General features: G+C 38.6%; 18 protein-coding genes and 1 pseudogene. 18 read left to right on the top strand and 1 reads right to left on the bottom strand.

Annotation, left to right across the window (positions count from 1 at the left end; genetic code table 11):
- Positions 1 to 116 precede the first annotated feature (116 nt).
- The 7 genes from IO68_RS25085 (at position 117) to IO68_RS25055 (ending at position 9445) form a co-directional block, all read left to right on the top strand.
- Positions 117 to 1187, top strand: a complete 1071-nt coding sequence (locus tag IO68_RS25085) for an amidohydrolase family protein (protein ID WP_023013319.1) — start codon at positions 117 to 119, stop codon at positions 1185 to 1187.
- A 577-nt stretch (positions 1188 to 1764) separates the two neighbouring features.
- Positions 1765 to 2826 carry an HlyD family secretion protein gene (locus IO68_RS25080; RefSeq protein ID WP_004879642.1) on the top strand — a complete coding sequence of 354 codons (1062 nt, stop codon included), beginning with the start codon at positions 1765 to 1767 and terminating at the stop codon, positions 2824 to 2826.
- A gap of 25 nt (positions 2827 to 2851) precedes the next feature.
- Positions 2852 to 4399, top strand: coding sequence for a DHA2 family efflux MFS transporter permease subunit (locus tag IO68_RS25075; protein WP_023013318.1), 1548 nt, complete (start codon positions 2852 to 2854; stop codon positions 4397 to 4399).
- A gap of 150 nt (positions 4400 to 4549) precedes the next feature.
- Positions 4550 to 5371, top strand: a complete 822-nt coding sequence (locus IO68_RS25070) for a hypothetical protein (protein WP_007483169.1) — start codon at positions 4550 to 4552, stop codon at positions 5369 to 5371.
- Entirely contained in the window at positions 5368 to 6954 is a 1587-nt protein-coding gene (locus IO68_RS25065; RefSeq protein ID WP_023013317.1) for a GH3 auxin-responsive promoter family protein, read from the top strand. Before IO68_RS25070 ends, IO68_RS25065 begins: the two co-directional genes overlap by 4 nt.
- Entirely contained in the window at positions 6951 to 8276 is a 1326-nt protein-coding gene (locus IO68_RS25060) for a TolC family protein (RefSeq protein ID WP_023013316.1), read from the top strand. Before IO68_RS25065 ends, IO68_RS25060 begins: the two co-directional genes overlap by 4 nt.
- 2 nt (positions 8277 to 8278) lie before the next feature.
- Complete coding sequence (locus IO68_RS25055; RefSeq protein ID WP_023013315.1) at positions 8279 to 9445, top strand: hypothetical protein; 1167 nt, start codon at positions 8279 to 8281, stop codon at positions 9443 to 9445.
- Positions 9446 to 9527: 82 nt separating this feature from the next.
- On the opposite strand, the gene IO68_RS25050 is transcribed toward IO68_RS25055, so the two are convergent.
- Positions 9528 to 9950: an Lrp/AsnC family transcriptional regulator gene (locus IO68_RS25050; RefSeq protein WP_004879617.1), complete on the bottom strand. Its 423-nt coding sequence runs from the start codon at positions 9948 to 9950 to the stop codon at positions 9528 to 9530.
- 221 nt (positions 9951 to 10171) lie between these two features.
- Here IO68_RS25050 and IO68_RS25045 point away from each other — a divergent pair, with 221 nt between their 5' ends.
- From IO68_RS25045 to IO68_RS24995, 11 genes and pseudogenes are all read left to right on the top strand, one after another.
- Complete coding sequence (locus tag IO68_RS25045) at positions 10172 to 11446, top strand: Glu/Leu/Phe/Val family dehydrogenase (protein ID WP_026094104.1); 1275 nt, start codon at positions 10172 to 10174, stop codon at positions 11444 to 11446.
- 74 nt (positions 11447 to 11520) lie between these two features.
- Positions 11521 to 12726, top strand: a complete 1206-nt coding sequence (locus IO68_RS25040) for an aspartate aminotransferase family protein (RefSeq protein ID WP_004879612.1) — start codon at positions 11521 to 11523, stop codon at positions 12724 to 12726.
- A gap of 21 nt (positions 12727 to 12747) precedes the next feature.
- Positions 12748 to 13791, top strand: coding sequence for an arginine N-succinyltransferase (astA, locus tag IO68_RS25035; protein WP_023013314.1), 1044 nt, complete (start codon positions 12748 to 12750; stop codon positions 13789 to 13791).
- On the top strand, positions 13791 to 15260 hold the full coding sequence (gene astD / locus IO68_RS25030) for a succinylglutamate-semialdehyde dehydrogenase (protein ID WP_023013313.1): 1470 nt from the start codon (positions 13791 to 13793) through the stop codon (positions 15258 to 15260). The genes astA and astD overlap by 1 nt, the downstream gene beginning before the upstream one ends.
- A gap of 18 nt (positions 15261 to 15278) precedes the next feature.
- Positions 15279 to 16619 carry an N-succinylarginine dihydrolase gene (gene astB, locus IO68_RS25025; RefSeq protein WP_023013312.1) on the top strand — a complete coding sequence of 447 codons (1341 nt, stop codon included), beginning with the start codon at positions 15279 to 15281 and terminating at the stop codon, positions 16617 to 16619.
- 33 nt (positions 16620 to 16652) lie between these two features.
- The gene (astE, locus tag IO68_RS25020; protein WP_023013311.1) at positions 16653 to 17627 is read left to right on the top strand and encodes a succinylglutamate desuccinylase; all 975 of its coding nucleotides are present in this window, start codon (positions 16653 to 16655) and stop codon (positions 17625 to 17627) included.
- Positions 17628 to 17798: 171 nt separating this feature from the next.
- On the top strand, positions 17799 to 19280 hold the full coding sequence (locus IO68_RS25015; protein ID WP_023013310.1) for an amino acid permease: 1482 nt from the start codon (positions 17799 to 17801) through the stop codon (positions 19278 to 19280).
- A gap of 180 nt (positions 19281 to 19460) precedes the next feature.
- On the top strand, positions 19461 to 20018 hold the full coding sequence (locus tag IO68_RS25010; RefSeq protein WP_023013309.1) for a lipocalin family protein: 558 nt from the start codon (positions 19461 to 19463) through the stop codon (positions 20016 to 20018).
- 281 nt (positions 20019 to 20299) lie between these two features.
- Entirely contained in the window at positions 20300 to 22501 is a 2202-nt protein-coding gene (locus IO68_RS25005; RefSeq protein ID WP_023013308.1) for an OsmC domain/YcaO domain-containing protein, read from the top strand.
- A gap of 229 nt (positions 22502 to 22730) precedes the next feature.
- Positions 22731 to 23525 carry an SDR family NAD(P)-dependent oxidoreductase gene (locus tag IO68_RS25000; RefSeq protein ID WP_023013307.1) on the top strand — a complete coding sequence of 265 codons (795 nt, stop codon included), beginning with the start codon at positions 22731 to 22733 and terminating at the stop codon, positions 23523 to 23525.
- Between the two features lie 162 nt (positions 23526 to 23687).
- Positions 23688 to 23879: pseudogene (locus IO68_RS24995) on the top strand (hypothetical protein); the annotation flags it as partial.
- Between the last annotated feature and the right edge of the window lie 233 nt (positions 23880 to 24112).

Here is a 24112-nt window from a genome sequence, read left to right as displayed (position 1 = left end):
AACAATTACTATAAATCATTTTATAAATATGAAGCACTTCAGTAAGCTTTTTCAAACAATCAAATTTGCAAGATATAAAATTTGAAAAAATGGATTTTTAAATTAAGAGAATAACGATGCAAAAACTCAATTTTCCAATCATTGATCCACATATTCATCAATGGGATCCTTACCACACGCCACATTCTGCTGCTTTATTAGTAAAAGCTTTTGGTCATTCTCCGTACTTTATGGATAAGATCGTTAGGATTGTTAAACCTAAAGATTTAATAGATACATTAGGTATCACAAAGTATGCCTTAGCACCTTACTTACCCCATGATTTTAAAGCAGATAATGATATTTACAAGGTTGAACGTGTCGTTCATATCGAAGCGAGTTGGCATCATCAAAAAGGTTTTGGCGTTGTAGAGGAAACCAATTGGATCAATCAACTACCTTTTGAAGAACAAGATATAAAATTAGGCGCAATCATCGGCACTGCTGATCCAAGACACAAAAAATTTAAAGACATATTGAAAGCCCATGTCGATGCTAGTCCAGTATTTCGGGGAATACGAAAAATGGCAGCGTGGCATTCTGATTCAGGTGTACATCGTTGGACTGATAAAGCAGAGCTTTATCGCTCAAAAAAATTTTTAAAGGGTTTCGAAAGTTTAGCCTCGATGAACTTATCTTTTGATGCTTGGGTTTATTCACATCAAATTAAAGATGTCACGCATTTAGCGAAACAATTTCCTGATACCCCGATTATGCTTGATCACTTAGCAACACCAGTTGGCATGTTTGGAAAAGTAGGGAAACGCACTGGGCGAACTGAAGTAGAAAGAAGTAAGATTTTTGAGCAATGGAAATCAGATATTTCTGAATTAGCGCAACAGAAAAATGTGCATACAAAAATTTCAGGTCTTATGATGCCTGTATTAGGGCACTGCTTTTATCAGGCAAATAGAACAGCTTCTGTGAATGAATTAGTGCATTTATTGTCACCGCTCATTCATCATGCCTTAGATTGTTTTGGAACAAATAGAATTTTATATGCTTCAAATTTTCCAATGGATAAGCCAAATGCAAAACTAGGCGATCTAATCAGCGCATATGCTCAAATGCTTGAGCCTTATGGCATACAGGCACTGCAAGAAATTTTTAGAGACAATGCAAAAATCTTCTATCGTATCGATATATAACTCATCACTTCGACAAAATATAGATTATGAATAAATAATATTAGTCTATTTACAGAACTGTATTTTGTCGGAATTCTCAATAAACCTTATTATAAGATGAGCAGCTTTCATTAAATAGGTGAATATATTTCATCTGAAAAAACTAATTATATGCATATTAAAAAGTTGATTTAAAACCTATTTAAATAGTATTATTCATTACAAATATTTTACAAAATAAAAACATATATGTAATAAAGTATGCAAAGATTTTCTAATAAAAATGTATGCATTGTTCAGAAAAGTTTAACTTTAATAAGTATTTATGTTTTCCACACATTATCTAGCAATGATAAGTTTATAAAAAAGCACGCGTTATATAATTATTTTTATGATTGAAATTTAATTGACACAAAATAAAGCTAAGTTAAAAAAATGGTCAATGACAACTTATTTCAACTGGAATGATAATCCACGCCAATTATTACTTTGTAACTTTTTATTCATATAAAACAAGATGAAAAGTTATGTGAAATAAAAGCCTAAATCTCATTAGGTCAAAACAAAAAACTGTGCATTACAATTAAGCGGAAAAAATATGGATAACGTGGCTCAGCTTGAAACTGATACTGATTTCCAAGGTCGAAAGAAAATAACGTGGGCTGTGTTTGCTGCACTGTTATTATTTCTCTTGATTGGTATTTTGTATTATTTCTTCGTATACAGATTTTACCAATCTACTGATAATGCTTATGTTCAGGCTGATGTCACTTGGGTGATGCCTAAGATCTCAGGTGAAGTTGTTGATTTAATCATTCAAGACAACCAAGTGGTAAAAAAAGGTGAAGCCTTAGCGATACTTGACCATCGTGATTATCAAGCTCGTTATGATCAAGCACAATCTGTTGTGACCTTAAAAAAAGCAGCGCTTGATGTTCAACAACAAAATGAAAGGTCTGCTAAATCAACAATTAGCGAAGCGAATAGTGGTGTTATTGCTGCACAAGCAGACTTATCTCGCTTAAAGAAAGATTATGCTCGTTACCAAGATTTACTTAAAGATGGTGTGATTACACGACAGAATTTTGACAATATTCAGTCTCAATACTTATCAGCTCAAGCACAACTAACCAAAGCTCAAGCAACTGTAAATTCTGCTGAAGCTCAGTTAGGAAGTTTGCAGGCGGGTAGAGCACAGTTATTAGCAGATATTCAAAGCGCAAATGCCACATTAGATCTTTATCGTATCGATTTAGATTCCTCTAAAGTAATCAGTCCTGTATCTGGAAAAGTAGGCAGCCTTGCAATTCAGAAAGGATCACGAGTTTCACCTCAAACACGTCTAATGGCAATCATTCCTGAGGGGAGTTTGTATGTAGAAGCGAACTTCAAAGAAACTCAGATTGAAAAAATGCATATTGGTCAGAAAGTTAAATTAAAGATTGATGCATATCCAAGCCTCACATACACAGGCAAAATTGAGAGTTTCTCACCAGCTTCAGGCGCAACGTTTTCAATGATGCCACCTGATAATGCAACTGGAAATTTCAATAAAGTTGTCCAGCGAATCCCTGTCCGAATTGCCATAGATTCAAGTCCACATATAGATCTTATAAAACCTGGAATGTCGGTTAATGCAACCGTCGATTTAAAAACCTAATAATAAAAATTCTAGGTAGAAAATAATGGATAAGCATTTTGACGGTGAGTGGAAGTTTGCACCAAAAACAGCTTGGGTCATCTTCATCGCAATGATCTTTGGCAACTTCATGGCGATTTTAGATATCCAAATTGTTGCCAGTTCTTTGAATGAAGTTCAAGCAGGAATGAGTGCAAGTCGCTATGAAGTGACATGGGTACAAACGGTCTATTTGGTCGCTGAAATTATTGCAATTCCAATGTCTAGCATTGTATGTCGCGTCCTATCTACACGGGTTTATTACACCTTATGTGCGATCGGATTTACCATCAGCTCATTACTTTGTGCGTTGGCATGGAATTTAGAAAGCTTATTGGTCTTTCGTGCCATTCAAGGTTTTATGGGCGGCGGTATGATTCCAACGTCGATGACCGCGCTTTATATTTTATTTCCTGAAGCTAAACGCTCTTTGCCTTTGGTGTTATTTGGGATGATCAGTACTCTTGGACCTGCGATTGGCCCGACGATTGGTGGATGGCTTACCAATAACTTTTCATGGCACTGGATGTTTTTGATCAACATCGTGCCAGGAATCATCATTGCAACCATCATATATTCAGGGCCAAGTATTGATCGTGCGAATTACTCACTGATTAGAACAATGGACTGGCTGAGCTTAATTGGCATGGCGATGTTCTTAGGCGGTTTAGAGTATTTCCTTGATGAAGGTGCGCGACATGATTGGTTTGCTGATTCAGGCGTACGAAATGCGTTCATCATCTGCGTTGTTGGTGGTTTGATCTTCTTTTCTCGAAGTTTTACGCAACCCAAGCCATTACTCGATTTAAGTGTATTTAAAAACAAAAACTTTACCTTGAGTTCTATCACCACCTTTGTGATCGGCATGGCACTGTACGGATTGGGTTATATGATCCCTGTTTTCCTTGGGCAAGTCCGTGAAATGAATAGTAGTCAGATCGGTCACATTATGATGGTGACTGGCGTTGTAATGTTTTGCTTTGCGCCATTTTTGGCGTGGCTTATTCCAAATTTTGATACCCGAAAAACAGTTTTTGTCGGCATGATTCTAGCGGGATTTGGCGTTTGGCTGAACTCACACCTAAGTATTCATAGCGATTATGACTTTATGTTTTGGCCACAAATTTATCGTGGTATTGGACTCATGATCTGTTTGATCGTTGTTTCCCATCTTGCAATGAGCACCTTACCACTGAGTAAAGTAGCGGATGCCAGCGGTATTTATAACCTCATGCGAAATATCGGCGGTGCAGTGGGATTAGCTCTGATTAATTCATCACTTGACTGGTTAACCGCTTTGCATGTGACTCAATTAAATCAGTACATGACGCCACAGAATTGGCTTTTCATTGAACGTTTAGATCAACTCACAGCGCAGTATCAAGAAATCGGGGCCAATGCTCAACAGATCGCGCTCAGCATTATTTATCGAGATATTCATTATCAAGCATTAACGTCCAGTTTTAATGATTTATTGCGCATGCTCTCAATCATTATGTTCGTTACTGCATTCTTAACATTCTTTATGGATAGGGGGAAAAAGATGGATATGTAGCGTTTAGTTAGAGGGTAATTTTCAAAAAATGAAAAATCAAAAAGGCGTAATTATACAAATACTGCCTTTATAAAAATAACGGTTATATGAGTTTTAAATATTTCATATGAGATAGAGGCTAACTCATGTCTAAAATTAGAGGTTAGAGTCATGATTAATACAACGTACAAGCTAATTTCAATATTCAATAGTAAGGAAACAACTTATGGTCAGTATATTGAAAAGGAGCAAATCGATATTGATCGATTGAAAGCAATGTATTCTATTTATGAGCAATATTATGAGAATACAAAGTTTTCAATTTTTGCGGATGATTTTAAAAAGAAAAGCGGAGCAATTTTAATTTTCAACTCAGAAACAGATGAAATCGTTGGTTTTTCTACTGTTGCTGTACAACATTTTTATTTAAATGGAAAAGACTATACCGTCTTATTTAGTGGTGACACGGTCATTCTAAAAGCATATTGGGGAACGCGTACACTACAAAGTTCAATGCTAAAACTGATGATTAAGCTTCGAGTGAAATATCCATTTAATGAGTTGTATTGGTTACTTATTTCTAAGGGCTATAAAACCTATTTGTTATTGGCAAATAACTACTACGTTTATTACCCAAATATCAAAGATGAAAACCAGCATTTATCTACCGTGATCGAACATTACTGTGAGAACTTCTTTGGAGAATATTACGACAAAGAAATTGGCTTATTGAACTTTGGTGATGACTACCAGCCATTGAAAGGAGAGGTTGCTCCGATCACTGAAGAAATGCGCGTCAAAAATCCTAATATTCATTTCTTTGAACAAAAGAATCCAACATGGGTAACAGGAACAGAACTCCCTTGTATCGGACGATTAGGCTGGAAAGATCTCGCTCGTTTTCCTGTAAAGCTGATGAGAAAACCAGTGAGTAAAGGTAAGTACGAAGCGATTGTTAATCAACAAGCACATCGCCAAGGAGTCTTACAATGAAATATGTCGACTGGCTAACATCTGGATCACATATTATTTTGAAGCAATGGTGTGATAGTTCTGATCGAAAATTCAAAAAGCGTTTTTCTGCTTTGGAAGCAACTCAAAGAGAAATTCTAGGTGCAATTTTAGCAACATCAAGCTTAGCAAACAGTAAAGGTGTTCAAGACTACGAGCAATTTGTACAAGCCTTTCCATCAACGCGATATGCGGCTTGGAGAGAAGAAATCAATTTGTATCGTGATCAAAAACTAGCACTTTCCAGTAGCAAACTTGTACGCTTTCAGCCAACCAGCGGCTCAAGCGAGCAAATCAAATTTATTCCATACACCAAGCAGTTTTTAGATGAACTTGATCATGCCATCGCACCTTGGCTAGCAAGTCTGTATCGCAAATGTCCTGAGCTACAGTCTGGAACGCATTATTGGTCAGTCTCATGGTTACCTGAGAGTCAAAGGGAAGTACTGAAAGATAAAAATCTGAATGATGATAGTGCGTTATTGGGCATAGGCAAACGTGTTTTATCTAAATTTACACAAGCCGTTCCTAGCAATATCGCCTTTGCAGCAAACGCAGATGATGCGCTATTTGCAACTATTTGTTATTTAGTTGCCAACCGAAATCTAGCCATGATTTCGGTTTGGAGTCCAACCTTTGCTTTGCAATTACTAGACCGTTTAGAAGCGATGCAACAGGAAGTTGCCGAAGTATTACAACGAGGAACATGGGGAATAAGACAGCTTTCTCTTAAGCAAGTCGATGCGCCACATTGCCCAAAAAGTGCAGATTGTCTCATCAACAGTTCAAATGGACATGAGATTGATTTCAAAAAGCTTTGGCCAAAATTAAGCTTGGTTTCTAGCTGGGATACGGCTGGATCAAAAGCATGGGCCAATAAATTGCAACAACGTTTGCCGCATGTTCAGTTTGAAGGTAAGGGCTTATGGGCAACTGAAGGTGTGGTAACAATTCCTTATAATCAACACTATCCACTTGCATATCAAAGTCATTTCTATGAGTTTGAATATCTCGAAGGTGAAAAACAGGGGCAAATTATTCCTTCATGGACGCTGAAAAAAGGAGATGTTGTTAGTCCTATCATTACCTCAGGCAATGGTTTACTTCGTTACTGCTTAGATGATTGTCTACGTGTAACAGATTTCTTAGAGCAAATTCCGTGTTTTGAGTTCCAAGGCCGTCGTTTTGGCGTAGACCTCGTTGGTGAAAAATTAGCGCCTGAAACTGCGCAACAGCTGTTATCTCAACTTAACCAGACAGAATCTAAAGCAATTTCTTTACTGGCAATTGATACAGAACAACGAGTTAAACCTTTTTATTGTGTGCTATTTGAGGGAGACATTCACCACTCAATTGATGGTTCATATATCGATGAGTTGTTACGGGAAAACTTTCATTATGAACTTGCGCGTAACCTTGGACAGCTTGATCAGCCTCAGATTAGACAAGCAAATAACGGTTGGAATGCTTATAAAAAACTAGTCATGTTTGATGGCATTATTGAAGGGAACATAAAGCCAGAGCCTTTAAAGAAAGTCAGTTTGAATAGTTTGGAACAGCTATGAAAAAAGGGATCAATGTGTTCAGAAAGCTTGTTTTAAAATATCGGTCTTTTCTATGCTTAGGTGCTTTCAGTATTTGCTTTCCCATTCATGCGATGACGCTAGATGATGCTTTATCTGCGAGTTTAAGGCATGAAAGTCAGTTGGAGTTAAGTCGCTTAAATGTTGGTCAGTCTGCTGCAACACTTGAGCAAGCGAAACAACGTGATGGTCTGAAAGTAAATTTAGTGGGGCAACTAGATTACGAAAAGATAGAGACGCCTTCCGATGTGTTCTTTCCAACAGAGGGTAATCGAAAAGGGAGAAGTCTACAGTTGCAATTAGACTATCCTGTTTATACTTCTGGTCGACATCGTTTAGGAATCGATGTTGCAAAAAACCAGCTTTCTGCACGTTCCCAAGGTCTATCCGATCAGCGATCAGAAACCATTTTAAATACTGTGATGGTATATACCGACGTTCTAAAGAAAAAAGCAATTTTAGAGCTTAGAAAGAAAACCATGTCTAACTTACAGCGTTCGTTGTACGAGTCACAACGACGTTTTGACGTAGGCATGATTACACGTGCAGATTTGGCGCAAGTTTTGGCTCAAGTTGCACAAGGGCAGGCTGATGTCACTCAAGCTCAGTCAAATTTGACCATTAGCGAAGCACAATTTTATCAAGTCACAGGACTTAGTGCTGAGCAATTAGTACCTATCTCACATTTACCTCAAATTTCGAATAATTTAGATGAAATCTTGTCGCAAACAAAAACTCATCCCGCGTTAATGCAAGCAAAATATGAAAAACAGGCAGCTGAAAAACAATTTGCCTTAACAAAGCGAGAGTTGTGGCCAACGGTGATGCTTACCAGTCGTGCAGGTACACAACATGAAGCAAGTTATATCGGTTCAGAAAGTAATAACTATATGGTTGGCGTACAACTGAATATTCCGCTATATGATGATGGTCTGAATCGGGCAAACATCAAAAAAGCGCGAGCAGATATAGACCTTGCCGAGCAAAAAATTAAAACCCTCGAATTGGATTTAAATCAACGTACACGTACAACTTTCGCTCAACTACAAACAATCCGTCAAAATAAAGACGCACTTCAAAATGCAATTGATGCGGCTTCGATTGCATTTGTATATACCCGCAAAGAATTCGATTTAGGTACAAAAACTACTTTTGATCTATTGAACACGGAACAAAAGCTACTCGATGTTCAAACACAAAAAACAGTCAATGAACAAGATGAAATTGTGTTTGTTTATCAGCTATTAGATCAAATGGGACGATTGAATGATCTCGTACCAAGTGCAAACCAACAGGTAAATTAAAAATGAACAATAATAATTCAGTGGAAAAGATTGAGAGTAACCTTGTTACTAGAGAAGCCACACATGCTGATGATGCAGCATTGCGTGCATTAATCGCAGTTCCAATGGCCACCAAAGGCGTGCAAATTAGTTTCCAGCGTGAACCCAGTTACTTTAAAGCATCTGACATTTTGTACCGCAATAAATTGCATGTTGTAATTGAAGATACCACCACATCGGAAAAAGTGGCTTGTTATAGCAATGGTTATCGCCCTTGTTTTGTAAATCAAAAAATAAGTAACCTTCGTTATGCCAGTGATTTACGTGTTGATCCTAACTATCGTGGCAAATCACTCGTAAAAAATTTAGGGGCGCACGTTAGACAAACAATGCTTGAACCTAATTACAGCCAAATGATTATTTTCGATGATAATCATGCAGCACGCGCTGCCATGCAAACCTCAAAAACAGGTATGCCAGATTATTATGATGAAGGATTAATTGAAACGCTGACATTGACGGATTTAGGTAACACAAAAAATGTCACTTCATTTATAAATAAGAACAACCGAGAACAAGCTTCAAATCAACTTCACTCATGCACTGCGCAAGTCGAACATATTCAGCAAATGAATAACTTCATTGCAGAAATGTCAGCTTACTTTAACTTTATTCCAGCATACGATTTCAATGAGTTAACAGAAGATCATACCTATTTTTCAGGAATCAAATTGTCAGATTTTCAACTCTATTTTCAAAATGATAAATTAGTTGGAATGTTTGGTTTATGGGATCAACACTCAGTCAAACAGACCAAGATTTTGCACTACAGTTCTCTGATCGGTTTTTTTAGACCGATTTATAACTTGTCTACGCGAATGACCAAGATGATGCCATTACCAAAACTAGGAGATTCTCTGAAATATCATGTTTTACATACTTTGCTATGTAACCCCAACAAACTTCATTTACATCATCAAATGCTGAAAGATGCACATCAAAAATCTAAGGCTTTAGGTGTAGGAGTAATTAGCTTCACGTTATCGTATAAAGATCCACGTCATCAACTGAACCAATTTTATAAAGGTGAACGTTTAACAGGAATGCACGGATTTATTAGTTTTGAAGGAGATCCTCGCCCTAATTTTGATCAAAATTTAATTCCATACTTTGAAGTTGGGCGAATTTAGTTTGAACGTTAAATAAAATTCCTCAAAGCAAACTCAAAAACTCTGAGGAATTTAATCATAACAATTAAATCACATGAATTTTTTAAGTTTTATACGTCGAAAGTAAAATGCTGGTTTCACTATTATAAATCCCTGAAATATTGCGGATGCGTTCAAGAGCCTTGTCGAAATTTTCTAAACTATCAGACTGTAACTCGACCAAAATATCCCACTTACCATTCGTTGTATGAAGTCGCTCAACCGCTGTTTCAAGACGGAGCTGGCGGATTACGGCCTGAGCTTTTGTGCCTTCAACCATGATATTCATCCATGCGCGGATAATATTTTTCTCAGCGTTTGGACGAAAACGAACCGTGTAGCCCGTGATAGTCCCTGTAGATTCCATGTACTCAATTCGCTTTTGGACAGTCGCTCGAGATACTTTAGCTTTTGCTGCCAAGTCTGTTATTGACATCCGTGCATTGTCTTTGAGTAATCCTAATATTATATGATCAACATTGTTCATTTTGATACCTACTATTAGCAAATTGATAAAAATTAATTCATTTTAATCATAATAAAGAATTTTGTGAATCATTTTGATTCTTAATAATAGTGTCCATACAAAGCCCCAAACATTTTAACTCAAGTAAATGATGCGAAATGTACCTATGGATGGCGGGGTAGATAGCAGCCCTGAAAAGGGAATCTATAAGAAACAGGGACAATTGATTAATTAAGGAATAGATGATGTCTTTATCATATGCGGCTCAAAATAATGGTGCTTGGCAAACATATCTCACTCAAATTGATCGAGTGACACCATATTTAGATGCTGATCTAGGCAATTTTGTTAATACTTTAAAAAGTCCAAAGCGTACATTGATCGTCGATGTACCAATTGTTATGGACGACGGAACAATTCGCCACTTTGAAGGATACCGTGTTCAACACAACCTATCACGTGGTCCAGGTAAAGGCGGTATTCGCTATCACCAAGATGTTGAACTCAACGAAGTGATGGCTTTGTCAGCTTGGATGACGATTAAAACTGCAGTTTTGAATCTACCTTTTGGCGGTGCTAAAGGCGGTATTCGCGTAAATCCTAAAGAACTTTCGCCACGTGAATTAGAACGTTTGACACGTCGTTTCACCAGTGAAATCAGTTCAATCATCGGTCCACAAATTGATATTCCTGCACCTGATGTTGGTACAAATCCAAACATCATGGGCTGGATGATGGACACTTATTCAAGCATCAAAGGCCATACCGTAACTGGTGTTGTAACTGGTAAACCTGTTCATCTCGGTGGTTCACTTGGTCGTGTTCGTGCGACGGGTCGCGGTGTATTTGTGACAGGTATGCAAGTTGCAGAGCGTATCAAATTACCTGTTGAAGGCAGTAAAGTTGCTGTTCAAGGTTTCGGTAACGTTGGTAATGAAGCTGCATACCTATTTAACCATGCTGGCGCAAAGATCGTAGCTGTGCAAGACCATACGGGTACAATCTTTAATGCTGAAGGTCTTAACGTTAAAGCATTACAAAAATATGTTGCTGAACACGGTGGTGTAATGGGCTTTGAAGATGCAACGGTTATTTCAGACGAAGAGTTCTGGACGATCGACATGGATATCCTCATCCCAGCAGCATTGGAAGGTCAGATTACAGTTGAGCGTGCGAAAAACCTAAAAGCGAAAATCGTACTTGAAGGTGCAAATGGTCCAACTTATCCAGAAGCTGATGATGTTTTCGTAAGCCGTGACATTACGGTTGTACCTGACGTGATCTGTAACGCTGGTGGTGTAACCGTAAGTTATTTTGAATGGGTTCAAGATATGGCTAGCTACTTCTGGAGCGAAGACGAAATCAACGAACGTCTCGATAAGTTGATGATCCAAGCCATTGCGGATGTTTGGAATACCGCAGCACAGAAAGAATGCAGCTTGCGTACAGCAGCTTACATCTTGGCTTGTGAGCGTATTTTAAAAGCACGTAAAGAACGCGGTATTTTCCCAGGTTAATTTTCAAATTCCAAAATATGGCTTGTTGAACATTCAGCAAGCCTGAATATCAAAACAGGAAGTGAGTAAATAAAATGAGTGATGTAGCAATTACACGTAGCAACTTTAATGATTGGATGGTTCCAGTTTTTGCTCCAGCAAATTTCATTTTAGTTCGTGGCGAAGGTTCTCGTATTTGGGATCAAGACGATAAAGAATATATCGATTTTGCAGGTGGAATTGCAGTTAACGCTTTAGGTCATGCACATCCTGTTGCAGTAAATGCATTAACAGAACAAGCGCAAAAACTTTGGCATATTGGTAATGGTTATACCAATGAACCAGTGTTACGCCTTGCAAAACAATTAGTTGAAAACACGTTCGCGGATAAAGTCTTTTTCTGTAACTCAGGTGCAGAAGCAAACGAAGCAGCATTAAAACTTGCGCGTAAAGTTGGCTTACTCAGCGGCAATCCTCACAAGAATCATATTGTTGCATTTAAAAATGCATTCCACGGTCGTACCTTATTTACAGTAACTGCTGGCGGACAACCTAAATATTCACAAGATTTTGCACCATTACCAGGTGGCATTGAGCATACAGCATTCAATGATTTAGAAGCTGCAAAAGCTGTCATTACAGATGAAACTTGCGCGGTTATCGTAGAGCCAATCCAAGGTGAAGGCGGTGTTCTACCTGCTGATATCGAATTCTTAAAAGGTCTACGTGCGCTGTGTGATGAAAAAGGTGCTGTACTGATTTTTGATGAAGTACAAACGGGTGTTGGTCGTACAGGCTCACTTTATGCCTACATGAATACAGGTGTAACCCCTGATATTTTAACCACAGCAAAAGCACTAGGTGGTGGTTTTCCTATCGGTGCAATGATTACTACTGATAAATACGCAAACATGTATGTTGTTGGTGATCATGGCACGACCTATGGTGGTAATCCATTGGCTTGTGCAGTCGCGGGTGCGGTATTTGAATTTATTAATACTCCTGAAGTTTTGGATGGCGTCAAGCAGCGTCACCAATATTTCGTTGATGCATTAAATAAATTGAATGCTGAATACGGTTTATTTAAAGAAATCCGTGGGCAAGGTTTATTGATTGGTTGCGTACTAAAAGATGAACATGCAGGCAAAGCAAAAAATATCGTGACATTAGCAGGTGAGGAAGGGCTATTAGCACTTGTCGCTGGTGGTGATGTTGTTCGTTTTACGCCTTCACTTATCATTCCACAAAAGGATATTGATGAAGGTTTAACGCGTTTTGCTCGTGCATTAGCACGTTTCTAAATCTGTTGTGAGCATCTAACCATGATGATTGTTAGACATGCCGCGCATCGGGACTTAGATGATATTTATCGTTTAGCGCAAAGAGCAGGAGAGTCAGGCATCGGCTTGACCTCTCTTCCACAAAACAAAGAAATTTTAGCTGAACGTATTACACGTACAACCAATACATTGGCTGGGCTAGCTGAGAAAGAAGATGCAAGTTATTTATTTGTACTTGAAGATACCACAGCTCAAAAAATTGTTGGAGTCAGTGCAATCGAAGTTGCAGTTGGTTTAAGAGAGCCTTTCTATAACTTCCGAATTGCAAAACAAGTACATGCGTCAAAAGCATTGGACGTATATAAAACTTTAGACACGTTATATCTGAGTAATGATCATACGGGTTGTAGCGAACTATGTACCTTGTTCCTCGATCCTGAATATCGTGTGAATCAAAACGGAAAATTTCTGTCTAAAGTACGTTTCTTATTTATCGCCGCTTTTCGTCGATATTTTGAAGAAAGACTAATCGCAGAAATGCGTGGATTCTCAGACGCAAATGGCTTTTCGCCATTCTGGGATGCGCTAGGCAATCATTTTTTTAATATGGATTTTGCTGCTGCGGATTACTTGAGTGGCGTAGGGCAAAAAGCATTTATTGCTGAATTAATGCCGAGATTTCCATTGTACGTCGATTTGCTACCCAACGAAGCAAGGGCCGTGATTGCAGAGGTTCATCCTCAGACAAAACCTGCGGCGAAAGTGCTGATGTCAGAAGGTCTGAAGTATCAAGGCTATGTCGATATTTTTGATGCAGGTCCAACCTTAGAAGCGAACACAGCCGATCTTCGTGCAGTGAAAGAAAGTCGACTGTTGAAAGTCAACATTGCAGAACAGATTGAACGCGCAGAAGTTCAATACTTAGTTGCAAATGATGAATACCAAGATTATTGCGTCCTGCTCATCAATAACAAGTTGCAAGATAACGATAATTTGTTGATGACAGCAGAACAAGCTCAAGCACTCAAAGTTGCTGAGGGCGATGAAGTTCGAGTTTTAGCATTAGAAAAAATGGAGAATCACTAATGTCACAAGGTGCATTATTAATCAATGGTGCGTGGGTACAAGGACAAGGTACTGCGTTTACCAAAACAAATCCTGTGACCAACCAAACGATTTGGTCAGGTCATGAAGCGAGCAAAACTGATGTAGATCATGCTTGCTTAGTTGCACGCCAAGCATTTCCAGCATGGGCACGTTTAGACTTAGAAGATCGTATCGCTATTATTGAGCATTTTGCGGCATTACTTGAGCAAAATAAAAGTCAATTAGCAGAAGTCATTAGCCAAGAAACCTCAAAGCCGTTCTGGGAAACTTTAACGGAAGTTCAAGCGATGATTGGCAAAATCGCAATTTCAATTCGAGCTTATCATCAGCGGACGGGCTTCAGTAAAACAGAAATGCCTGATGGAGTTGCTTCTTTACGTCATCGTCCTCATGGTGTGCTTGCTGTATTTGGCCCTTATAATTTTCCAGGTCATCTACCCAATGGTCATATCGTACCCGCACTAATTGCTGGTAATACCATTGTATTCAAACCAAGTGAATTAACGCCTTGGACTGCAGAAGAAACGGCAAAATTATGGCAACAAGCAGGCCTGCCAAATGGCGTACTCAAAATCGTTCAAGGTGGCCGTAGCACTGGAGAAGCACTGGCAACAGCAGAGCAAATTGATGGTTTACTTTTCACAGGCAGTGCTAATACGGGTTATCACTTACATAAGCAAATGGCAGGTGCACCAGAGAAGATTCTTGCTTTAGAAATGGGTGGAAATAACGCACTCATTATCGATGAAGCAACTGATATTGATGCAGTGGTAAATATTGCAATCCAATCTGCATTTGTCTCAGCAGGACAGCGTTGTACCTGTGCACGCCGCATTATCGTAAAACATGGTGCCAATGGTGATGCCTTCATTCAACGTTTTGTAGTGGTTGCTAAAAACCTTGTGATTGGTAAATGGAATGCAGATCCGCAACCATTTATGGGGGGGGTGATTTCATCTCATGCAGCAGAACAAATGCTAATTGCTCAACGCAAATTGATTGAATTAGGCGCGAAACCTTTACTCGAAATGACACGTCCTCAAGCGGAGAGTTCTTTGCTGACCGCAGGGATTTTAGAAGTCAGCCAAATGACGGATATTCCTGACGAAGAATATTTTGGACCTTTAACCACAATTTATCGTTACCACGATTTTGATGAGGCACTCAACATTGCCAATAACACACGTTTTGGTTTAGCAGTTGGTTTAGTTTCACCTGATCGAGATCTGTTTGATCGTGTCCTGATTGAAGCTCGTGCAGGCATTGTGAACTGGAATAAGCCCCTCACGGGTGCATCAAGTGCAGCACCATTTGGTGGTGTTGGTGCGTCAGGTAATCATCGTGCCAGTGCATTTTATGCCGCTGATTATAGTGCGTGGCCAATGGCTTCACTTGAAAGTGATAGCGTGAGCTTACCTGCAAAACTATCACCAGGCATCGTGCTGTAAATCGGTTGGAGAGAAAAAATGTCAGGTTATGAAATTAATTTTGATGGTTTAGTTGGCCCTACGCATCATTATGCAGGCTTATCTTTTGGTAATGTTGCTTCAACGAAAAACCGTAATAACACGTCGAATCCACGATTAGCAGCAAAACAAGGCCTCATGAAAATGAAAGCACTTGCTGATCTTGGACTCAAACAAGGGGTATTTGCTCCGCAAGAACGACCACATGTACCAACATTACGTCGTTTAGGTTTTACAGGCAGTGATATTGATGTGATCGCTCAAGCAATGCGTACTGCTCCAGCATTGTTGTCATCGCTCAGTTCTGCGTCATCTATGTGGACAGCAAACTCATGTACGGTTTCGCCATCAGCTGATAGTGCGGATGGACGTGTACATTTTACCGCCGCAAACTTAAATAATAAGTTCCATCGATCAATTGAGCATCATACGACAACCCGTATCCTTCAAGCGATGTTCAATAATGATGTATATTTCGCGCATCATGAAGCATTGCCTGAAGCAGCACTGTTTGGTGATGAAGGTGCAGCAAACCATAACCGTTTAGGTGGTGCATACGATCAAGCAGGTGTACAAGTTTTTGTTTACGGTCAACAACAGCTTGGCGGCAAGGTTGCGCCACAGAAATTCCCTGCACGTCAAACACGTGAAGCGAGTGAAGCTGTTGCACGTTTACATCGTTTAGATGCAAAGCGCACAGCATTTATTCAGCAAAATCCTGATGTGATTGATAAGGGCGTTTTTCATAACGATGTGATTGCAGTCAGCAATCAACAAGTTTTATTTCATCATCAGCAAGCTTTCTTAAATCAAGCTGATGCATTGAGTGAAATTCGTCAAAAAATGGCTGGCATTGAGCAAGAATTTATTTCAATCGAAGTGCCAGAAAACAGAGTAAGTGTTGAAGATGCTGTCTCAACATACTTATTCAATAGCCAAATTTTGACGCGTACTGATGGTGGTATGAGCATCATTGTTCCAGAAGAATCTCGTCAAAACCAAGCTGTGTGGAGCTATTTGAATGACATGATTCAAATGGGGACACCAATTGATGACATCAAGGTTTTTGATCTACGTGAAAGTATGCGAAATGGTGGTGGGCCTGCTTGTTTACGCTTACGGGTTGCAGTGAATGACGCTGAACTTGCTGCGGTCAATCCAAACTTATTTATGAATGATGATTTATTCAAAACCTTAAATCAGTGGGTGGATCAACATTATCGTGATGAGCTTTCTCAAGATGATTTAGCTGATCCAAACTTACTCATTGAGAGCCGTACCGCACTTGATGAACTCACCAAAATCTTAGCTTTAGGTTCGGTTTATCACTTCCAAAGATAAGTACCAAACAACTGCTTTTAAGGATGAAAGTACATGGTTGATCTATTAACGTTGACGTTAGAACAACAAGCGCCTAAGCATAATCATGGTGAAATGGCTGGCTTTACATGGCAATGGCTAGGTGAAGGGCTATTGCAATGTACGCCAAAAGCACATTATAGAAAAACCATCGTACTTTCTGCGGGTATTCATGGCAATGAAACTGCCCCGATTGAATTACTCGCAAATATTATTAAAGATCTCTTTGCAGAACGCTTAGTTTTATCTACACGTATCCTTTTTGTCTTAGGCAATCCTCAAGCCATTCGACAAGGTATTCGTTATCTTGAAAATGATATGAATCGTATGTTCTGCGGAGCGTATAAAACTTTAGTACAAGATCAAGAAACGCAACGTGCAGCACAATTAGAACAAATCACAGCGCAGTTTTTTGAGCAAAGTGATAAAGACGCACAACGTTATCACTATGATTTACATACCGCGATTCGAGCCTCTTTATTACCCGTATTTGCATTATTTCCTTACCAAACTCGCGCTTATGATGACTTCTTAATTGAAAGTCTGAAAGCTGCAAATTTAGATGCATTGGTGTATCACAATGCAGTAGGGAAAACATTTACCCATTTTAGCAGTGAAATGTTGCACGCTGAGAGCAGTACCTTGGAATTGGGCAAAGCAAAAGCTTTTGGTCAAAATGATCTCTCAGAATTTGCAGATATTGATCAAGTTTTACGTGCTGTCATTTCTGAGCAAGCTTTGCCTCAACGCAAAAAACCAAAAATTCGTCAATTTAAGGTTGCAGATTCAATCTTAAAACAAAGTGAAGATTTTCAACTCAAATTAAGCGCAGATGCACCTAACTTTTCAACTTTTGAGAAAGGTGAGGTGATTGCTACACAATCAATAGGTGATTATACGGCTCAAGATACGCAGGTTTGGATTTTGTTTCCAAACCCAAAGGTCAAAATCGGGTTAAGAGCTGGATTAGTTTTAAAAGAAATTGAATAAGAGCGCAACCAAAACGATCGGTTGAATCTTTCAAGGATAGATGGAGTTTGAATATGGATATTCAGTAAAAAATAAAATGCAGAAAAAATATCTACGTATAGATATTAATTTTTTATGAAAGTGAAACAGCAAGGACAGGTTGTCATAAAAATATCGTTGGAGTGATCGTGAATGAGCAACAATAATGACAAGACATTTCTCTCAGGTGAATGCTTGAGTGAGCAATATGTATCCCAAGGTAGCTCAAATACTATTTCTACCTCAGAAATAGAAGTTGGTAAGCCATTGAAACGTGCCATGACGAAACGTCATTTGGTTATGATTTCACTTGGTGGCGCGATCGGAACAGGTTTATTTCTCGGTTCAGGAGATGTTATTTCTCAAGCTGGCCCTGTAGGTGCAATTTTATCGTATCTACTTGGTGGTGTAATTGCCTACATGGTGATGTTGTGCTTGGGGGAGTTGGCAGTACAGATGCCAGTTTCGGGTTCTTTTGGTGAATATGCGCGTACTTATATTGGCCCAGGAACTGGCTATATGATTACATGGCTATATTGGCTAACTTGGACGGCGACTCTTGGTACGGAATTTACTGCTGCTGCTCTATTGATGCAGGAATGGTTTCCTTCAATTTCCATGTGGACATGGACATTAGTATTTGCCGGTTTGGTTTTTACACTTAATGTCAGTTCAACACGGTTCTTTGCGGAGTCTGAGTTTTGGCTTTCTTTGGTTAAAGTACTGACCATTATTTGCTTTATTGCACTTGGTTTAGCTGCAATTTTTGGCTTTATCCCATATCACGGACATGAATCTGCACCTTTATTCAGTAAATTGACTGAACATGGTTGGTTCCCAAATGGCATCTTCCCAATTTTCGCAACGATGTTAATTGTAAACTTTGCATTTTCAGGTACAGAGTTAATTGGTGTTGCAGCTGGTGAAGCAGAGAATCCAGCGAAGACTGTTCCTAAAGCAATCAACGCAGCGATTTGGCGTTTGTTGATTTTCTTCGTGGGTACAATTGTGGTGATTTGTGCATTACTACCGTATGAAATGGCAGGCTTAAATGCAAACTCAGTAAGTAACAGTCCATTCGTAACCGTATTTAACTATATCGGTATTCCTTATGCCGAAGACATTATTCGTTTTGTTATCATCACGGCGTTATTGTCAGCAGCAAACTCAGGTTTATTTGCAGCATCACGTATGATGTGGTCTTTGTCTGCAAAAAAACAATTACCAAAAGTATTCTCAAAACTGACTCGTTCAGGCACACCTATTGTTGCAATTATTGTCACAATGTTCGGTGCGATTCCAGGTTTACTGTCTGAACATTTTGCACCAGAAACAATTTTCAAAAACTTGTTAGGTGTTGCTGCATTCACGATGGTTGTTGTTTGGATTTCGATCTGCGTATCTCAGTTTAACTTCCGCAGACAGTGGATTAAATCAGGTAAAACAGTCAAAGATCTTAAATTTGCTGCACCATTATTCCCACTAACACCCATCTTGGGTGGCGTGTTCTGTGTGATCACCTGTATTAGTATGGTGACTGATCCTTCGATGCAAGTTGGTTTTGTCTGCTGTATCTTATTTATGATCGCATGTTATGTAAGTTACGCTATTTTTTACAAAAACAAAGAAGTTTAAAGTTTAAACTGACACGAAAAGTTGAAGTTAATCTTCAACTTTTTTTGTTTTTAATTCTTTTAATATTATCTCTATAAGTAAAAAATATGCTTTAAAACGTATACATTTACATTCTCACATTTTATTCACGTTAGACTTTTTATAGTTGAAAAGTATTGTATTAATAAGATTGAGGATTAAATGAACATTAAAGTGTTATGCAGTAGCGCAGTATTATCAATTTCTCTCACGGCATTGAGTGTGCCAGCTTTGGCTGATGTAGGGAGACCTACCGCTGTCGATAAAATTGATATTAAACAATATGCAGGGAAATGGTATGAAATTGCACATTTACCTATGTATTTTCAGCGTCAATGCGTGAGTGATACCACTGCAAAATATTCATTGAATGCGAATAATACAATCCAAGTTATCAATAGCTGTCGTAATAAATCAGATCAAATGGATCAATCCGTTGGAATCGCTTATCCAGACAATGCAGGCATGAGTAAATTAAAAGTAAGTTTTATGCCAAAAGCACTACGCTGGATTCCTTTTACTAAAGGGGACTATTGGGTACTCAGAGTTGATCCAGACTATAAAGTTGCGTTGGTTGGTGGGCCATCAAATAAATATTTGTGGTTACTTTCAAGAACGCCGACAATTGATGAAGCAACCTATCAATCCTATCTCGAAACTGCAAAACAACAAGGCTATGACTTATCTGAATTGATTAAAACACCACATACGAGCCAATAATAATTATTGTCAGATACGAAAATTTGCATCTGACATTTTTAATGCTAATCATTTTTATATTATGAATTGTTCATAAATAAGCTGGAAGAACAGACAAAAGTTATCAATTCAACAAAATCACACTATAATACCGTCATCCATTCGAGTTTCAGTTGTACAGTGAGTTCATTGCACGACCAACATCGTTCATTTAAGTCAATTCTACATCCATAATTCGACTTTTTATCAATATTTTTCAATCTCTTGTGTAATCTTCACATCAGACCCATTTAGGTGCAAGCATGGAAATCAAGGTTAATTACCTCGACAACCTTCGACAAGAAGCCAAATTCGACGATTTTACAGTGATCGCCGATCAACCTATTCGCTATAAAGGGGATGGCTCAGCACCCGGTCCATTTGATTATTTCTTGGCTTCATCAGCCCTCTGTGCTGCTTACTTTGTCAAAGTCTATTGTGCCGCGCGTGATATTCCAACGGATAATATTCGCTTATCTCAAAACAATATTGTTGATCCTGAAAATCGCTATAAGCAAATTTTTAAAATTCAGGTTGAACTTCCAGCTGATATTTCTGAAAAAGATCGTCAAGGGATTTTACGTTCGATTGATCGCTGTACTGTAAAGAAAGTGATTCAAACTGGCCCTGAATTTGTTATTGAAGAAGTAGAAAGTATTGATGCTGATGCTCAGGCATTATTAATGCCAAGCCTGACATCTGAAAATAGTACCTTTATTCAAGGTAAAGATCTGCCACTTGAAGAAACGATTGCCAATATGTCAGGTATTTTGGCTGGCTTAGGCATGAAAATTGAAATCGCATCATGGCGCAATATCGTACCTAACGTATGGTCGCTGCATATTCGTGACGCTCAATCACCTATGTGTTTTACCAATGGTAAAGGCTCAACCAAAGAAAGCGCACTCGCATCAGCGCTCGGTGAATTTATTGAGCGCTTGAACTGTAATTTCTTTTACAACGATCAATTTTGGGGTGAGGACATTGCAAATGCTGAATTTGTGCATTACCCAGATGAAAAATGGTTTAAGCCGGGTCCAAATGGTGAATTACCGAAAGAAATTTTGGATGAATATTGCTTAGAGATTTATGATCCTGAAGATGAATTACTAGGTACACATCTCTACGACACGAACTCAGGCAATACCGAGCGCGGTATTTGTTCACTACCTTTTGTTCGTCAATCAGATCAAGAAGTTGTTTATTTTCCATCAAATTTGATCGAAAACTTATATCTCAGTAATGGGATGAGTGCAGGTAATACTTTGGCTGAAGCTCAAGTGCAATGTTTATCTGAAATTTTTGAGCGTGCTGTTAAGCGTGAAATTATTGAAGGTGAGATTGCATTACCTGATGTACCTGAAGATGTTTTAGCAAAATACCCAAGTATTGTGGCAGGCATCAAAGGTTTAGAGGAACAAGGTTTTCCAGTTCTCGTGAAAGATGCATCTTTAGGTGGTCAATTCCCAGTGATGTGTGTGACCTTAATGAACCCACGTACTGGCGGGGTATTTGCCTCATTTGGTGCGCATCCAAGTTTTGAAGTTGCTTTAGAGCGTAGTCTGACAGAGTTATTACAAGGTCGTAGTTTTGAAGGTCTCAATGACTTACCACAGCCAACCTTCCAAAGTGAAGCAGTGACTGAACCAAATAATTTTGTGGAACACTTTATCGATTCGAGCGGCTTGGTGTCTTGGCGTTTCTTCAGTGCAAAATCTGACTATGATTTTGTCGAGTGGGATTTCACCAATGAGGGTGAAAACTCAAATGCAGATGAAGCTGCTGAACTATTTGGCATTTTAGCAGAAATGGGCAAAGAAGTTTATATGGCAGTCTATGAGCATTTAGGTGCAACAGCTTGCCGTATTTTGGTACCCGATTATTCTGAAATTTATTTGGTTGAAGATTTAATCTGGGATAATACCAACAAAGCCTTGGCTTTCCGCGAAGATATTCTTAATATTCACCGACTAGACAACTCTCAATTAGAAGCACTTGTTGAACGCTTAGAAGAATGTGAACTAGACGACTATACGGAAATCACCACGCTGATTGGAATCGAGTTTGATGACAATACCGTGTGGGGACAGCTTACTCTCCTAGAACTTAAACTTCTCATTTATCTAGCTTTGCAACAATTTGAAGAAGCAAAAGACCTTGTTGAGCAATTCTTACAGTACAACACTAACACTGTAGAACGTGGTTTGTTCTATCAATGCATGAATGTGGTGCTTGAAGTTGTCTTAGATGATGAAATGGAACTGGAAGACTACGATCTGAATTTCCGTCGTATGTTCGGTCAAGAACGTATGGATGCGGCTGTGGGTTCAGTTGAAGGTAATGTTAGATTCTATGGTTTAACACCTACAAGTATGAAACTTGAAGGGCTAGATCGCCAGTTACGCTTAATCGAAAGCTATAAGAAACTACATGCTGCAAGAGCTAAAGCAGTTGCTGTAGCTTAATAAATAATTTTATAAAAAAGTGCATGTCTATCGTGCACTTTTTTTATGCCTCAAAGAAAATGAATACTTTTTAAAATTTTAACAGCACAGCTTATATACATTTATTTGATCTAAGCGGCGATAAAATGCATGCTATTGGGTCAAAATCAAACAAAAATACATCTATAAAATAAAGCATTTGATGCTAAACATCATAGATCAATATTTCTACTGATCATAGGAAGGTGATATGAGCTTAAATGGAAAAACAATCATACTGACAGGGGGATCGAGTGGAATAGGAGAACAAGCAGCTATTCAGTTTGCATCCTTAGGCGCTAAAGTTTGCATCGTTGCGCGTCGTAGTGATGAGTTAGAGCGTGTACAAAACATTATTCAGCAACAGGGTGGTCAAGCTTGGATTTATCCTGTTGATATTACTAAAGATGATGATGCTCAACAGTGTATAGAAAAAATCCTGAGTGAACATAAAACCGTTGATGTTCTAATTAATAATGCAGCTCGGTCAATTCGCCGACCGATCATGGAAGCATTAGACAGACTGCATGATTATGAACGCACCATGCAAATAAATTATTTTGCAGCAGTACGTTTGACCTTAGCACTCTTGCCACATTTTTTAGCCAATGGTCATGGGCATGTCGTCAATGTATCAACTATGTCTACACAAGTCCCAATTCCATTATTTTCGGCATACTTAGCCAGTAAATCTGCACTTGAATCATTTTCGCGATCATTAAAAATGGAACTAGGAGATCAAGGGATTAATGTGAGTATCGTGTATTTTCCGATGGTGAGAACCCCAATGTCTTCTAAGACTAAGATTTATAAACATATGCGTATGTTGGATACAGAGACAGCGGCTGGTTGGTTAGTCAAAGCTGTACAAGAAAAACACTATCGAGTGACCAGTACAAGCGGGGCAATTGCCAATGCCTTATTAAACGCCGCACCCAATACCGTCATGAATCTAACTCGTCCTTTATTTAAGTTAATGGATCGGCGTTTAGAGAAGAAGCTATAACATACAAAGTGTCTTCCATATTTTAAAAAAGGATTCCTAAGTCTAAAGTAGAAATCCTTTTCTATTTTATTTTTTCACAATCAGAACCAACTTGCCGACATGTTCACCGTGAGTCAGAAATTCATGTGCTAGATGTGCGTCCTCAAGGTCAAATGATTTAAATTGGCGGGTGTAGCAAAGAAAGTGCCTTACAATGCTGAGCAAATATCAAAAGAGCGCGGTGCACATTATGAGAAAAAATTAATTCCATTTGCACCAAATGTTGTTCGAGACGGTAATTTGATTACGGGACAAAATCCATTTTCGGCACGCATCACTGCTGAAGCCGTTATCGAAGCATTGAATATTAAATAATCGGCATATCTAGTCAGATCACGAATAGATAAATATAAAGTAGCTGAACTTGATCAACGCAAACTGAGTTTGATCCTGTATTAGCTACTTCTTTACTTTAATTACGCTAACCACAATTTCATCAAAAATAATTCAATAAAAATCATATATAAATTTAATATATTTAAAAACTCCTCCTAACCTCCCTTTACAAAGGGAGGAACATCACAAATTCAATGACACTTAAAATTTTA

Origin of the sequence: Acinetobacter sp. COS3, assembly GCF_000475335.1 — a bacterium.
Classification (GTDB): domain Bacteria; phylum Pseudomonadota; class Gammaproteobacteria; order Pseudomonadales; family Moraxellaceae; genus Acinetobacter; species Acinetobacter venetianus.
The sequence above is the reverse complement of the archived record's forward strand: the minus strand, read 5'-3'. Positions and strand labels throughout refer to the sequence as shown.